Below are 15,500 nucleotides of genomic sequence, written 5' to 3' on the forward strand. Positions count from 1 at the left end.
TAATTATAAATTACAATAAAGAAGGGAATAAACATAATGATACAAAACATATACGAAACACATTTACATGTAAGAAATTTAGAAAAGGCGATAGATTTCTATCAAAATAAGTTAGGGTTAGCATTAGCAAGAAAACTATCTAAAAGAAGAGTGGCTTTCTTTTGGGTAGGAGAAAATAAAAAACAAATGCTTGGACTATGGGAAGTACATAATATTGAAGACTTTGAGACGAAACACTTTGCTTTTGGTGTAGATCTAGAGTTTTTAAAGACTTCTAAATTGTGGTTAGAAAAGCGTGGAATAGAAGTGATAGGAAGTCAGGGAAAAGGAAATCAAGAGCCAATTGTCCAAAGATGGATGCCCGCTGCAAGTGTATACTTTCTGGACTGTGATGGAAATAAATTAGAATTTATTTCTATGTTACATGATAATCCAGATGAATTAGAATATGCATCCTATTTAAGTGAATGGGATGCGGAACACCAAAAAAATGAATGAAATTGTATCTATAAAATGGGGTAGCACCACATGTCCATCAACTTAAGAATTCTGAATTACCCCAAAATGAAAAAATGAGCTTTTTTTGTTACAAGTTAGCACAAAATTTCATTTTGGGGGTACTATCAAATTTTAGCTTAATGGCTATGGGGGAGCATTAGGAAAATGCGGATTTACAACGTTTTTAGGATTTTTTTAGCCATGACTGAATATATGGTTCATATGAAGCCCAAACAGGCATAGATATTTCCTTTTTTAAGCCTTCTTTCAAAACTTCGTTATATCCATATACCCATTCTGATAAGCCTTCTTTCATATGATTTTCCACCATTTCTATAGTATTCTCCGATAAAAACATTTTCTGTATTAAATGTGAAACTATAAAAAGGGGAAAGTTAAAGAATTTAGACGGAAATATTTTATTTGTAGGTATACCATAAGCTTTACATACATTGATCCCTTCTCTAAAAGGGGTCACCATATCAAAAAAAGAAAATTGTACGTTTAGACATATTTTAGACAAAAAATAACCGATTCTCTGTACTTTTAGACATAATTTTATGTTTTGTACAGAAATTCTATTTTTTTGCTTCATAAGAATGAAAATGTATCTAAAATTAAGCCATTTTCAAATAAAAAGTACATTTTTATCATTTCTAATGTCCGCTAATGCTTGTTGCGTTATCCTGTTCTATTGCTACACAAGGGCTTGGTTCATCTATTAATTGAAAATGTAAGAAAATTCCTTAACGTATAATTTTCTTTTTTCAGTCGTGTGACTCCAAATAGCCCAAATCTCGAATACACAAATCATCTTCTTTTACAGTTGATGCACATGAGTCTGCTTGCCTGGATCTGCCTCAAAACGAACGGCACCCTGTGGCGATGGCACATACGTCGTCTATGTTTAAAGTAAGCTTCAAATTCTAGTTTACGAGCATGTAGGCACGGAAGGCAGATGCTGATTTTATTGTTTCTTTCCGAAAAATATAAAATGTTAGACTGACTTTAATGTAAAACCAGCGGTAGTCTTTGACATAAAAAATAAAGTCCTAGACTGCTGCTGGTTTATTGGACTAGCGTAATCAATTGTCACTTATCATTATTGGCTACTTTCAGTTTCACATTCATTATTTTGTCTTCCATACCGTTATCCCGAGTATCGGCATAAGCGACATAACTGTATCCTAATTTGCTCATTCTTAGCTCGGTGTTATGTTTAGTCTGCTCCTCTCTCTTTGACGAACAACCATAATCCAATTGCAAAGAAAAACAAAATATAGGCGATATCTATCGCTAACGACATAGGTAAGCCAACTAATTCCGATTTATATTGTGACGTGCTCCAATAAACACTTAAATCATCATGATGAATGAATAGAATGTGTGTCCATGATGTAGATAAGAGACTACCTCCAAATATCATTTGTAAAAAGTATAGCACTAAGCTACTGCCTACTGCGATAGCAGCTGATCTCGTCCACACGCCAATCAAGGATGCTAGACTTGCATATAGGCAACATTGCAATACGATTGCTCCGATAGAGTATATAACATCCGTCATGTCGCCCCATTGTATGTTTTTTGGAGCCATCAGAAGATTCACTAACAAAGAAACAATGAATATATTAACAACACCCGTAATGATGAGCAAAATCATCGCAGCAATTTTTGCAACATACAACCTTGAGCGCGAGGACGTATGCAGAAACAGTTGTTTCAGAGTACCATATTGATACTCATCCGTCCAAATAAGAGGTGACAAAACAATCGCCCAAGGTAGAATAACAAGCATTCCCGATAGGCCAAGCAAAGCATTTACCATTTGAGCCACCGTATCATCAGCCTTGAGATTACTGGTGTATGCCCAAGAGAACAGTACCGTCATCACAATAAAACCAATGTGTGAAAGAATAAAGATTCTTTTATTCACTATCTTCAAACATTCATTCCATAACAACTTAACTCACCTCACCGCGCGCAGTTGTCCATTTTAAAAACTTATCCTCTAAACTCGTATGTGCCGACAACACCCGATGAACTTCCACCCCGGCATCACACAATGATCGAATCAGCTTTGGAACTTGACCTTCATCAATAGCTACTGTCATAGTATGCAAACCGTTAGATAATTTCTCTGTCTGCATATAACCCAACGCATGATGATCATCCCCAAACAAGTTAATCAAAACTTCGCTTGTAAGCTCAATATTATCAATGTGAAGAGTAATACAGAATTCTCCATCATTTAACCCATCATCAATCCGCTGCTCTGTCACTAAGCAGCCATTTTGCATAATAACCACTCGGCGTGCCATCTGCTCAATCTCAGACAGTTGATGACTGGAGATCACAATTGCTACGCCCAAATCTGCTGCAATTCTATTTAAATAGTTCCGGGTTTCACGGACACCAGCAGGATCAAGTGCATTCATCGGCTCATCTAACACAAGCAACTTTGGCTTTCGCAGTAGTGCTTGTGCAATTCCCAAGCGTTGTTTCATTCCCATGGAGTACGTGCCTACTCGCTGCTTAAGCGCATGTTCTATCCCGGTCAGACTGGCTACCTCCAGCAACCAATCCTTGCTCACATTTTTGTGCAAACGCTGATATTGACGTAAATTTTCGTACCCACTCAAATAAGGATAGAAAGCAGGCGCTTCAATCACTGCCCCTACATTGAAGAGTGCTTTAGAAAACTGACTCTTAATACTGTAACCTGCAATATGCACGTCCCCGGCACTTATTGTGCTTAGACCAACTATCATCTTCATCGTGGTTGTCTTGCCCGCTCCGTTCGCACCAAGTAGTCCAATAATCTCTCCCTCTACCACATCGAACGATATGTCTTGCACAATCAACTTGCCCTTGATTTCTTTCGTTAGGTGTTGCACCGATAATACCGTTTTCAATTGTCCCACTCCTTACAATTAGTCCCAAATGTAATCTCAAGTTGATCCATATATTGTTAGTTTAGCTATTATGTTTTAAAGAAGACATGTATTATTCTTACATTTGCCTTACAATGTTGTAAGGTGTAATGAGTATTATGTTTTCAATCAAAGTCTAGGCAACAAACACTATCCAACTGATGTATAGAAATAAAAAAACTATCTATTTCTTAAAGAGAAAAAATAGATAGTTTTGTCGAAAATGTGTCTAAACGTACAATTTTCCCGAAATGATATGGTGACCCATTGCCATCAACTTAAGAATTCAGAATTACCCCAAAACGAAAAAAAGTCCTAAATTAATAGGACTCTTTTTTCGTTTATCTAATCTTCAAATATAAATATTTCATCAATAGTTGTTTCTAAAATTTTTGCTATATCATGAGTTAATTGCAAAGAACGATTATATTACACTAATTTGTCGGTCTTAAAAACTTAAATACTAATAATAAAAGGCTAAATAAAATAAAAACTTGAGCATCTTGACTAGGATCACTATTATAACCATCTTGTATCTCAGTAATTAATTCATGTGTTTTCACTTATCCCATCTCCTTTTATATAGTTCACTTTGTAACAACTCTATAAATATAACTTAATATCATAATTATAATATATAAACTGAAAATACCTATAAAATCCACCTTAAATTAACCTTAAATAATTAGACCTTTTTATCATTCATGAAAGTAAACTTTTACCCTAAAATTTACATTGGTGAATAACAAAAAGAGACCGGTTATTCTAGTTTTTTTACGTAGAATATTTTTTAAAGGGAAAAAATTGACTTTTTTATATTTTTGATTTACTCTATGAATGCAAGTGAATACTTGCTTCGGGGTTTTAAAGTTGAACAAAGATTAGTTGAAGGTTGGATGAAATATGAATGAAATGACAAACACATCAGAACGTATTATCGAGGCTTTCTTAGAATTATTCCGCATTTATGGATATAAGGGGACAACAACTCGTTCTATTTCAGAACTAGCTGGTGTAAATGAAGTAACTATTTTTCGGAATTTCGGAAGCAAAAAGATGATTATGGAAAAAGCTATTGAATCCTTATCACGAAATGTAACGCTAGATAAATTAATGCATGAAGAAATGACTTGGGATCTTGAACATGATTTGTTACATATTGCAGAGGGATATCATGCATACATAGAAAAGATGAAGGATTTGATTTTGATTAGTTTTAGAGAAGCTGAAATGTTTCCAGAACTTAATGAAACGATTGCATTAATTCCTAAACAATTAAAAGAAGGTTTAGTTTCGTATTTTATTGAGATGAATAAAAGAGGGAAGCTCATTGAAATTGATATGGAAGCTCAGGCTATGAATTTTATTTGGATGAATTTCGGTTACTTTCTTTCTAATTCTCGTTTTGGTGACGATATACTTTTAAATTCAAAAGAGATGTTTTTAAAGCATAGTGTTCAACTTTTTTCTAGGGGGTTAACTCCCTAGTTCTTTTTTCACACTCGAAGCAAGTAAGTACTTGCTTCAATAAGAAAAAGAAGGAGCATAAAAATGAAAACCTTAAAAAATTTCTTTAAATATCGTGAAACCTTTATTGGAATTGCAACTGCGGTTGCTTTTCTATTAATTTTCTTCTGTGTATGGATGACTGCATACGATGGTGTTACTGATCGGGTAGATCAATTAAAAATTGGATTAGTCAATGAGGATGAGCAAATGGGAGCAACCATTGAAAAAAACTTAAAGAAAAATCTACCTTTTAAAGTTAAAAGCTACGGTTCTGTAGTAAACGCCAAAGAAGATATGGATGAGCGCAATTTAGATATGGTTATACAAATTCCTGCGAATTTCTCAAGTCTATTGAAAGAAAAGAATAATACAGAGATTAAGTATTTTATCAATCAAGCGAATTCATCTCTGACAAAACAGGTCATGGCAGGAGCAACAAAGGATATTACGCAAACAATTAATAAAAATGTATATACTTATAAACAAAAACTTATTCTTTCTAATCTACCTAAAGAACTAAGTACAACGATACCATCAGAAGAGTTGGCTCAAAAGTTATCAGCAAATGTCACAAAAGTTTTGAATTCGTTAAACATTGATTCTGTTCAATCATCTGTCAAAAAAACAAACAATACAGAGGGTTTTGCAGCAACCATGCTTCCATTATTGATAGTTCTTGCATCATGGGTTGGTGCTATGATTATGAGTTTAAATCTTAATACTGTTGCAACGCAATTAAAAACAATTCACGGCAAATGGTCTATATTTTTAACAAGACAATTTATTAATATTGTCGCATCTGTTATTTTAGCTTTTGTCACTATATTATTTATGTCCTTGTTTGATATTAAATTGAATACAAACTTGTTTGAGACATGGATGTTCCAAACTCTTGTCTTCTTTTCTTTCTTAAGCGTAACACAAATGTTTGTAGTTCTATTTGGTCCTGCTGGTATGGTGTTTAATATTATTTCACTTTCATTACAATTAGTTACTTTTGGAGTAATTGTTCCAAAAGCGATGCTATCAGATTTTTATCAAATTGTAGGTTCTTATTTCCCTGCAACTTATGTATCTGATGGATATTATACAGTGATTTTTGGAGGGACAGATCTATCACATGATATGAATATTCTTCTTTTCATTTCAATTATTACTATTTTTATAGCAATGGGAAGAATTGTTCTGCAAAAAAACACTAAAACTGAATCAAACAGGCTACCTACAGGGAAAAATAGTATTGTTCATTAAATGATGCTACATATCTTTTGAAAGTAAACTAATATTCAAAAGTTTACATTCAGATATTAAGTAAAAAACCTATTCCAGTATTGGAATAGGTTTAACTATTATAGATAAAAATTTGTTGTTAATTCGATTGTAGCCCAGAACTTTGGTGAATAATTTTATTGTTTTTCCAATCAAGTTTATAATTATCTATAGTTCCATGGTTGCCATACGTAGAATTTTTGTGATTTTCTCCTGTCCAACCTTTTATAGGATTATAAGTTAAGAGATACACATCGTTTTCTCTAGCATGTTTTACAGATAAATCCGTTGTAGTTGCATTTTTATCTGCAATTATAATTGCCATTGTACTTGGCTGAAAACCATATCTTACTAGAGCTGGAAGTTGACTGTCTGATGTGAAATTATCTCCCGCATTAATCAATGGATCGGTACGTGAGTTCATAAATAGTTCATTACCATAAAAACCACCCGAATCTCTATTATAAGGTCCATATCCTTTATTATAAAATTGATTAAATTCTACATTCCAATCTACTTTTTTATCTGTGTTATTTGTTACAAACGTTTTATAGTCTGGTTGTTCATATGATATAGTATTAGACCAAGATGCACCGGCTGATGCAGATGATGATGGACCTTCTGGTTTAATCTCTAAACCTCCGCCTACATTGTATGAAACTGTAGAAGATACTGTTTTTGATTCAATTTCATTTTTAGGTGCAACTTTATAAAATTTTGCATTGTCATTACTTGTAATTTCTAACCCTGTTTTAAAAACAGATGGCCAAGTCAACGAAGCTGCAGATGGTGTTTCAGGGCTACGCAGAAAACTTGAAGCAATATTACTTCCTTCTGTAAAAACGATTGCATATTTTTTATCAGTATTTGGATCATCAATAAATGAAACTTTTATTGAATTTTTTATGTTTGCGTCAGCATTATAAGTTGAATCTAGACTATGCATAATTTTCGCGCCTTGTCCTATATCTTCAACTTTTGGTAAAGCATCTGCGTGTACAAATGAAGCGTTAAATGCTAAAGATCCACCAACAATAGTGGTAGCCAATGCTAAAGTTTGTACGAATGTTTTAGTTTTTTTCTTTTGGGTCATTTTTTTTATTTTCCTTTCATATAAAGATTAATAGAAATATTTATATATCAATAAACAAATACTAATTTATATATCTTGCAAATTCCTTTCGTAAATATAACAAAAGTATTACATTTAATTTTCATGGAAAGATAAAATTCTCGTTTAGGGGGTACTTTAAAATTTTAGCTTGATGGCTATGGGGTAGCACCACACATCCATCAACTTAAGGTATATTTTTATACAAAATGCGGTCTTTCCATATAGTTTTTTATTATCTTTTATAGGTACTCTCTTGTTGTAGGAATACTATTTTTTATAGATGGAATTATAGGTTTATTTAAGAAAAATGAATCAAAATCTATTTTATTTTTTACTTAGATTTGAGTTTTAATAAATACAAAACAGCACAAATCGCATATTAAAATGACTTGTACTGTTTTATTTATGTATTATTTTTTAGACAAGTTATACTTAAAACTTATACAAAATTTAAAACGCAGGTACTAATTTCCACACAACTTCTTCTTTACCTAAATAGGTCGTTGTAAGAGGACCATTCATTGACGAAAAAACATCTTTATAAGAGAGAGATCCACCCTCTGCTTGAATTGTATACCCTCCCTCTACAGGAATTATATCCCAATAAGATGCATCTTTCTCCCAATTAAGACTTACACTATTGCCGCTTGCATAGAACCAATAAGAAACAGGACGTCCTATAATGAAATTTGTAGGCATCTCAATACGATATTTCTTGTTTTCTTCAGAAAAATGTAATTTCACAGGAGTTCCGGAAGGGTTTTCTACTGTTTTACCATGTGAACTAACTAGTACATTTAATGGAGAATTATGAAGCGGACGGAAAATTAATCCTCTTGTTGGTAAATCTGCTGGAACTATATAATAGTTTTTACTTGTATCAATCCTATCTCCTACTTCGTTTACTGAATCAGATGATACGGATGCACTTGCTTTCTCTATTGGAAAAAATCCTAAAAATATAACAAAAACTAGTAAAGACATTAATACCCCTTTAATCTTCATATCAACACTCCTTCAAAATTTTTTAATTATACAATAATTGCAAATTGTATTTTTATAATTTGCAATATTAAGAAAATTAAACGGGATAAAAAAACAGTAATAAATAAAATATATTTGAAAGTAAACTTTTATGTAAAAGTTTACTTTCATTTCTCTGATTAAATTAGTAATTTATACAAGATTTTATGAGAAAAATAGGGAGACATAGGGAGACATAGGGAGACATAGGGAAGCCAAAAGGCGCACCAGAATAGGAATGTATAAAAAGATGCATAGATCCATAGAACAAGGATAAGAGGGATTATGTTAACCTTACATGTATAGGGTATACAGGTTTTTAAGGTAGGTTTTCCAATGAACAGTCACGAACTATTAATAATGAAAAGTTTACTTTAAGGAGGATTCATAAAATGAAAAATTTAATGACAAGTGATGGTACTACCTTACATATAAGCAAAAATGGACAAGGCTTACCTTGTGTTTTCTTACATGGAGGTCCTGGTTATTGGAGTTACTCTTTTGAACAGACAGGCGGCCCTATTTTAGAAAGTTTTATGGAAATGCATTATCTTGATCAGCGGGGGTGTGGTCGCTCTTCACTCGCTCCGAAAGGAGATTACTCACTAAAAAGATTACTTTTAGATCTTGAAGAAATAAGGCAAGAATTAAAGATAGATAAATGGATTGTAATGGGACACTCATTTGGTGGTATTTTAGCTACTAACTACGCCAAACAATACCCTGACAGTGTCTTAAGTTTAATCTTGCTTAATTGTACACTAAACAAGCGAGAGTCAAACCTGCATCAAATGAATGTAGGAAGAAGCTGGTTAGAAGAAGATAATGTTTTGGATTCTTATGAGTCAATCGAGTCTTTCTATAAAGACTTCTTTGCAATGGCTGAAAAACTGCTAGAAATGGGAAAATATTATGATTTACAGTTCACGGATAGAAAAAATCTTAAAGTCTTAGAGAGCTTAGATAAAGAACTTAAACATCGCCCTGATTTTCGTAAATATGTACATGCGGATCCTGAGTTTTTTCAAGATTATACTCAAATCACAGCTGAAATTTCAATGCCAACTCTTGTAATTAGTGGCAAGTATGATGATGCTGTTGGACCAGATCACTATAAAAAATTTAATTTTCCTAATATGTCCGTTGCTATTTTAGAAGATAAGCATCATCCTTATTTAGAAAACAAAGAAGAATTCAGGCGCGCAATTCAGGAATTTATACTAGCTATACCTACTCTAAAAATAACTTAAATTTACTTCCGATATCGGGTTTTATATAAATAAAATAGGTCTAAAGTATGAATCAGTTTCATTATTAAGTATGATTTGAAAATTCCTTTTTTTGTTATCATTTAATTAATATTTAATAAATGGGGGATGAAATATAAAGCTTAAGGTTCAAGGGGTTTCTGAACTGGTTTTGCAGGTAGAATCAATGGCTAGAGCAGCGGGGGATTATTTGTATCCTTAATAGTCAAAGAGAAAGCAGTAAGAGAGTTAATATGTTGCAAGTATTGAGACAAGGAGTGTTATTCGGATGGCAAACATTTTAATGATTAACTTTCCAGCAGAAGGGCATGTCAATCCTACTTTGGGCATTGTAAAAGCTTTTGCGGAAAGAGGAGACAGTGTTCACTATATTACAACTGAAAAATTTAAAGAACGTTTAGAAAAAGTTGGCGCAACGGTTCATCTTCAGCCTGATTTATTGAGTAAAGCATCCATTGATCCGTATTCAAATGCCGGTTTAAATGCCTTTCTGAAAATTCAAATTCAAACTTCATTGGACGCTTTAGATATCACAAAACAGTTATCTCAGGATATTGATTTTGACTTTGTATTTTATGAAAAATTTGGATCAGGGCAACTAGTGAGAGATTACTTGCAAATTCCGGGAGTTTGCTCTTCAGCATCCTTTTTGTTTCCCAAAGAATTTCTTAAAAACATGCCTTTATCTCCAGAATCCGGATTTAAACCTGATGAAGAAGCTGAAAAGTTAATGGTACAAATGAAAGAATGTTATGGCGTAGAGCCGGAGAGCTCGGCTCAGTTTATGAATAATGCGGCGGAATTAACGATTGTATTTACGAGCCGGTATTTTCAGCCTAATAGCGAAAAATTCGATGATTCAAATATCTTTATCGGACCGACATTCCCAAAGAGGGCTTATACGGGTAGCTTTCCCTTTGAAGCATTAGAGGATGAACAAGTCCTTTATATTTCGATGGGGACGGTTCTTGACCGTACAGAGGACTTTTTTAATACATGTATTGATGCATTTTCTGATTTCAAAGGAAAAGTTGTCATCGCTGCCGGTGAAAGAGTAGATATGACAAAAATTAAAGAAGCTCCCGAGCACTTTATCATTTCTTCATATGTACCGCAATTAAAGGTACTCGAGCACACGGATGTCTTTATTACCCATGGCGGTATGAACAGCGTGAATGAATCGATCCACTTCAATATCCCAATGGTTGTTATCCCGCATGACAAGGACCAGCCTACAGTGGCGCAGCGTCTGACTGAGCTTAATGCCGGCTACAGAGTATTAAAGGATAATTTGAAACCTGAAACGTTAAAGGATGCCGTTAAAGAAGTGCTGACCAACGAAACCTATAAAGAGGGTATCAAAAAAATTAATGAAAGTTTTCAAAAAAGCGGCGGGGCAGAAAAAGCTATAGAAGCTATTGATGCTTTTGTGCAAAACAAAAAATGAAGAGAAACACAAAGCCTTATTCAATGCGAGTTGAATAAGGCTTTTTTAGTTTGACTTCCGATAATGAGTGGTTATGTCAACCTCACATGTATATATTATTCATCATTCTTTCTTCAAATAACAAGATAAGATAGTCCAAAAAGTTATATTAAATCTGTTACAGTAATTTATAGAATAAATAATTTGAGAAATGAGGGAAAACAATGAACAGAATTGAATTTATAAGAAAAGAGGAGAAAAAATATCATGACTATTGTTACGATAATTATAAACTGTTTGAAGAAGGTTCGTGGCTACATAAACCTGTAAAAACGGTAATAGATCTAATTGCATTGTTTGAAGGAAAAGACAATCTTAGTGTGCTTGATTTAGGTTCTGGAGTGGGTAGAAATAGTATCCCATTAGCCCAAGCTATAAAAGAAAATGGCGGTAAAGTTGTGTGTGTTGATTTATTAGACTCTGCTTTGCAAAAATTAAATCAATACAGTGAGGAATATGAAGTTAAAGAAGTAATTCAAACTGAAAAAGCTGATATAGGAAACTATGACATTAAACCTAATAACTTCGACTTCATTGTTGCAGTTTCAAGTTTAGAACATGTCCAATCAGAAGAGGTATTTAAAAAAGTTGTTCAACGAATGGCAGACGGAACGAAGTACAACGGAATAAATTGTATCATGGTAAATTCTGAAGTTGAAGAAATTGATATGGATACCAATAAGAAGCTGGATGCACTAATGGAAATAAACATTTCAACAGAAGAAATGATGAATAAATTAAAAAAAATATATGATGGTTGGGAAGTATTGAGTGTTATAGTAAAACCGCTCGAATGTAAAATTATTCGAAATGAAAAGTCTGTTTTATTAAAAACAAATGCAATCACATATGCTGTGAGAAAAAACAATCTATAAGGGGTCACCATAAATTCCTATCAATCTAAGATGAATTTATACCCATAATTCATAGAAAACGTTATTCTTTTTGTAGAAATATACAGTGGTCTGACCCCATTTGGTGAGACAAAGAAAAAACACCTAGACAACATGTTTCCTATAAGCTATAGGTGACATGTTATCTAATTTTCTCTGAATCCGTTCATTATTATAGTAGTGGATGTATTCATCCACAGTTTGTATTATACTAGCATTATTCGATTGTTTTATATTTTGCGCATAGAATCCTTCGGATTTCAAGTGAGAATGAAAGGATTCTATGAGGGCATTATCATGGCAGTTTCCTGTACGAGACATGCTTGTGATAATGCCTTTTTCTTTGGCATATGTTTGAAATTGTTTTGATGTATACACTTTTCCTTGATCCGAATGTAAAATCGTATCAATCACATTTCGCTTTCTTAAAGCTTCTTTTAGAGTATCTAATACAAGAGAAACATCCTGTGTCTCACCTATTTTATAACTTATAATTTCATTGTTAAACCCATCTATAATAGATGAAAAATAAAGAGTCTTATTGCCGAACATCAAATACGTGATATCCGTGAACCATTTTTCATTAGGCTTGGTAGCTTTAAATCTTCGTTGTATTCTATTTTTAGCTACCACTGGTTCATGACCGAGTACAAATGTCTTTTTCTTTTTTCTAACCCGAGATAATACGTTGTATTTTCTCATGATACGTAATACTTTTTTATGATTGATTACGATGTTAAATTGATTACGTAGACAAGCTGTAACCCGACGATATCCATACCGATATTTATGATGTTGACATATTTCTATTACGGTTTTTTCTTCATGATTAGTTACTGTTTTCTCCTGCTTTTTCCAACGATAATAAGTAGCACGTGAAATATCAAATATGGAACACAGTTCTGCAATTGTAAAAATTGATTGCCATTCCTTTATCATTTTCATTATTTCTTCTTTTCCTCCCACCTCCTTAAAATTTCTTGGCACTTTTCCAGCAATATAATCTTTGCCTTTAAATAACGTATTTCTAATTCTTTTTGTTCAAGTTCTGTTAACTTTTTTAAGCCTTTTCCATGTACAGATTGTCTTCCAATAGATTGTTCAAACCGATAGGTTTCGCCTTCACGATACCATTTCATCCAAGTTTTAATTTGAGCCACATGTTTAATTCCTAAGGCATCCATAATTTCTTTATTTTTGAATCCTTGGTGTTTCATTTCAACTACTTTCCACTTTATTTCGGCGGGATAATGCGTCTTTTTCCCCATACGAAAAACACCTCCATTAAAATCATAACTGATACTTACGATTTAGAGAGGTGTTTTTTATCGTCTCATTCTCAGGGTTCACTCCAATACAGAAAGGATGGCGTTTTTTTCGTTTTATGGATACACTTTTTTAGCTTGATGGCGATGTGGTGGGCCCCCAATTAGATTTGACAAGAATAGGAAAAGGATATAAAATTCAATTAATTGAACGTTCAATCAAAAAAATGAATGTTCAATTAAAAATAGTGAACAATTTATAAGGTGGTGATTCTTATGGAAGACAGGCAATCTTTTATAACAGAAGCAAGAAGAGAACAAATAATTAAGGCCGCTGTTGAAGTTTTAAGAGAAGTTGGGTATGTAAGTACAAGTTTGTCGAAAATAGCAAAAAAAGCAAACATAAGTACAGGGTTAATTTCTTATCACTTTTCTGGTAAAGAAGATTTGATGAACAATACTTTAATGTATTTAGTTGAACAAGAATGGTTATTTATTAATGCAAGAGTTAGTCAAAAACAAGCATCTACAGAAAAATTAAAAGCATTTATCGAAGCAAGTTTAGCTTATCAGGTTATAAACCGAACAAATAATATCGCTTTAATTGAAATAGTTTTTAATGCACGAACACCAGATCATATTCCTTATTATTTACTAGAAGACGATGAAGAAGATTTAATAAAGGGTTTATTACAAGAAATTCTCTTACAGGGGCAGGAATCAAAAGAATTTGGAGATTTTAATATTCAAGTGACCGCAACAATTATTCAAGGTTCGATATCAGAATCTTTGATATCGAACCAAAGTAAAATGAGTTTAGAAAATTATAGTGAAGAATTGATAAAAAGCATATTGAAAATAGTTAAATAATGAAAACAAAAAATCATTTATATATAAGTTAATAAAATGACATAAAAACCCCTTTCTTTTTAGGGGAGGACGAGAGCAGCTGGCCGTTCAGAGAAGCGGTCAGGGCCTTTTCCTGACACATGCGAGGTTTAAAACAAAGAGAGTAAACCAGTAGCGGCCATGTTGTATTCTGCATATCTGCGACTTATATGTCGATATATAATTCCAAAATATTGTTTATAACTAATTTAATAGAGAGGATAGAGATTATGATAGAAAGCGAAACATTTCTTGGACATAGTAAGCCCCAAAAAGTAATTATTGTTTTAGTACCCATGATATTAGGTGGTTTGATTGGTTGGTTTGTTCCCATCATTGCCAATTGGATACTAAAACTTCCAGTAGTTCCAATGGAGAAGTTGATTTTACTCATTACATTCTTTAACAGCTTATGGGTTTCAAGTATTGCCACCGTTATTGGAACAATAGCAGGTTTATTATTGGGTTTTATTATTTTAAATGAGAGTATCGAAGTCACAATTTCCTACAATAATTTGCAACTAAAATTTGGAGAAAAAATAATTATCATTGATAAAAAGGACATTTTAGCAATCTATATAGAAAATAAGCATTTAATTATCCTTGGGCAAAAGAGTAATGAATTATATAGAGAAGTTATTGAAGTGAAGAAGGATACTGTACGAGAAGCTTTTAATAAGCATCAATATTCATGGAATGAAACTGATCCATTTGGTAGCGAATATGAGCGATGGGCTTTAGGACATACTGATTTTCCCGAAAAAATTAATGTATTACTTTATGCTAGAGACCGTGCATTGAAAGAAAAGAAAAAGGCAGATGCTAAATATCTACGAGAAGATTTAGCTCAGTTAGGAGCTGTCATTAGAGATGAAAAAAATGGTCAGTACGTGAGACTTGCCCAAAATGCTAATTTTGATGTTTAGCATTTAACTCGATTTAGGTAAGACTATTTTCTATACTCCTTATCAATTTGAGTAGTAATTGTGCGCTATTTTTAATCGAACTTTATTTCAAAGTAGCTGATCTTCCATGGTAATAGATAAAGGAGGTGGGTTTACCGTCTTCTTTTTTTGCAATTTGTTACTGTGTAAATAATCCTTAGCGTGGCTATTCTCCGAAATGCTGGCGATGCCTCATGTCCATCAAGCTAAGGATTTGGAACCACCCAAAAATGAAAATTTTACCTTTTTACAGTTATTTATAGAATTCGGCTCATTTTTTTCGTTTTTGGGGGACAATTAATTTCTTAAGTTGATGGGCATGGGGTCCCGCCAACCAAATGACATAAAACCTACGTTAAGACAATTTTTGGAATAAAAAACTACCTTTTCTTACACTAAGCAATTTTTCACTT

The 15,500-nt window shown here is 33.0% G+C and carries 15 protein-coding genes and 1 pseudogene; 8 read left to right on the forward strand and 8 right to left on the reverse strand.

Annotated features, from left to right (window positions below; translation table 11 throughout):
• Window positions 1-36 precede the first annotated feature (36 nt).
• Window positions 37-498 carry a VOC family protein gene (locus tag MHH71_RS28905; RefSeq protein ID WP_141441918.1) on the forward strand — a complete coding sequence of 154 codons (462 nt, stop codon included), beginning with the start codon at window positions 37-39 and terminating at the stop codon, window positions 496-498.
• 184 nt (window positions 499-682) lie between these two features.
• Here the strand turns inward: MHH71_RS28905 and MHH71_RS28910 are convergent, their stop codons facing one another.
• The 5 genes and pseudogenes from MHH71_RS28910 to MHH71_RS28930 all read right to left on the reverse strand — a co-directional run bounded on the left by MHH71_RS28910 (window position 683) and on the right by MHH71_RS28930 (window position 3,991).
• A complete protein-coding gene (locus MHH71_RS28910; protein WP_257143714.1) occupies window positions 683-814 on the reverse strand; it encodes a hypothetical protein in 132 nt (43 codons plus the stop codon).
• A 903-nt stretch (window positions 815-1,717) separates the two neighbouring features.
• Complete coding sequence (locus MHH71_RS28915; protein ID WP_033799484.1) at window positions 1,718-2,458, reverse strand: ABC transporter permease; 741 nt, start codon at window positions 2,456-2,458, stop codon at window positions 1,718-1,720.
• Window position 2,459: 1 nt separating this feature from the next.
• On the reverse strand, window positions 2,460-3,410 hold the full coding sequence (locus MHH71_RS28920) for an ABC transporter ATP-binding protein (RefSeq protein WP_033799483.1): 951 nt from the start codon (window positions 3,408-3,410) through the stop codon (window positions 2,460-2,462).
• A 363-nt stretch (window positions 3,411-3,773) separates the two neighbouring features.
• Window positions 3,774-3,857: pseudogene (locus MHH71_RS28925) on the reverse strand (helix-turn-helix transcriptional regulator); the annotation flags it as partial.
• A 5-nt stretch (window positions 3,858-3,862) separates the two neighbouring features.
• Window positions 3,863-3,991 (reverse strand): hypothetical protein, encoded by a 129-nt coding sequence (locus MHH71_RS28930; RefSeq protein WP_018765182.1) that lies wholly within the window; start codon window positions 3,989-3,991, stop codon window positions 3,863-3,865.
• Between the two features lie 340 nt (window positions 3,992-4,331).
• On the opposite strand from MHH71_RS28930, the gene MHH71_RS28935 reads away from it, so the two are divergent.
• Both MHH71_RS28935 and MHH71_RS28940 read left to right on the forward strand, forming a co-directional pair.
• On the forward strand, window positions 4,332-4,916 hold the full coding sequence (locus MHH71_RS28935) for a TetR/AcrR family transcriptional regulator (RefSeq protein ID WP_006097448.1): 585 nt from the start codon (window positions 4,332-4,334) through the stop codon (window positions 4,914-4,916).
• A 63-nt stretch (window positions 4,917-4,979) separates the two neighbouring features.
• On the forward strand, window positions 4,980-6,188 hold the full coding sequence (locus tag MHH71_RS28940) for a YhgE/Pip domain-containing protein (protein ID WP_006097447.1): 1,209 nt from the start codon (window positions 4,980-4,982) through the stop codon (window positions 6,186-6,188).
• A 118-nt stretch (window positions 6,189-6,306) separates the two neighbouring features.
• Here the strand turns inward: MHH71_RS28940 and MHH71_RS28945 are convergent, their stop codons facing one another.
• On the reverse strand, window positions 6,307-7,299 hold the full coding sequence (locus tag MHH71_RS28945; RefSeq protein ID WP_006097446.1) for a beta-channel forming cytolysin: 993 nt from the start codon (window positions 7,297-7,299) through the stop codon (window positions 6,307-6,309).
• A 471-nt stretch (window positions 7,300-7,770) separates the two neighbouring features.
• Window positions 7,771-8,325: a hypothetical protein gene (locus MHH71_RS28950; protein WP_006097445.1), complete on the reverse strand. Its 555-nt coding sequence runs from the start codon at window positions 8,323-8,325 to the stop codon at window positions 7,771-7,773.
• A 410-nt stretch (window positions 8,326-8,735) separates the two neighbouring features.
• Between MHH71_RS28950 and MHH71_RS28955 the strand changes: the two genes are divergently transcribed.
• The 3 genes from MHH71_RS28955 to MHH71_RS28965 all read left to right on the forward strand — a co-directional run bounded on the left by MHH71_RS28955 (window position 8,736) and on the right by MHH71_RS28965 (window position 11,972).
• The gene (locus MHH71_RS28955) at window positions 8,736-9,593 is read left to right on the forward strand and encodes an alpha/beta fold hydrolase (RefSeq protein WP_006097444.1); all 858 of its coding nucleotides are present in this window, start codon (window positions 8,736-8,738) and stop codon (window positions 9,591-9,593) included.
• Between the two features lie 286 nt (window positions 9,594-9,879).
• Window positions 9,880-11,058, forward strand: a complete 1,179-nt coding sequence (locus tag MHH71_RS28960; protein WP_006097443.1) for a macrolide family glycosyltransferase — start codon at window positions 9,880-9,882, stop codon at window positions 11,056-11,058.
• 203 nt (window positions 11,059-11,261) lie between these two features.
• Window positions 11,262-11,972, forward strand: a complete 711-nt coding sequence (locus MHH71_RS28965; RefSeq protein WP_006094933.1) for a class I SAM-dependent methyltransferase — start codon at window positions 11,262-11,264, stop codon at window positions 11,970-11,972.
• A gap of 123 nt (window positions 11,973-12,095) precedes the next feature.
• On the opposite strand, the gene MHH71_RS28970 is transcribed toward MHH71_RS28965, so the two are convergent.
• Window positions 12,096-13,258 (reverse strand): IS3 family transposase gene (locus tag MHH71_RS28970; protein WP_098125495.1). Its coding sequence is split into 2 segments (ribosomal slippage): window positions 12,096-12,991 and window positions 12,991-13,258, totalling 1,164 coding nucleotides; the frame shifts between segments, so codons are not numbered across the junction.
• Between the two features lie 273 nt (window positions 13,259-13,531).
• Here MHH71_RS28970 and MHH71_RS28975 point away from each other — a divergent pair.
• The gene (locus tag MHH71_RS28975) at window positions 13,532-14,125 is read left to right on the forward strand and encodes a TetR/AcrR family transcriptional regulator (protein WP_006097534.1); all 594 of its coding nucleotides are present in this window, start codon (window positions 13,532-13,534) and stop codon (window positions 14,123-14,125) included.
• 248 nt (window positions 14,126-14,373) lie between these two features.
• Window positions 14,374-15,069 (forward strand): YqeB family protein, encoded by a 696-nt coding sequence (locus tag MHH71_RS28980; RefSeq protein WP_006097535.1) that lies wholly within the window; start codon window positions 14,374-14,376, stop codon window positions 15,067-15,069.
• Window positions 15,070-15,500 lie beyond the last annotated feature (431 nt).

This window comes from Bacillus sp. FSL H8-0534 (assembly GCF_038005885.1).
In the GTDB taxonomy this organism is placed as follows: Bacteria; Bacillota; Bacilli; order Bacillales; family Bacillaceae_G; genus Bacillus_A; species Bacillus_A pseudomycoides.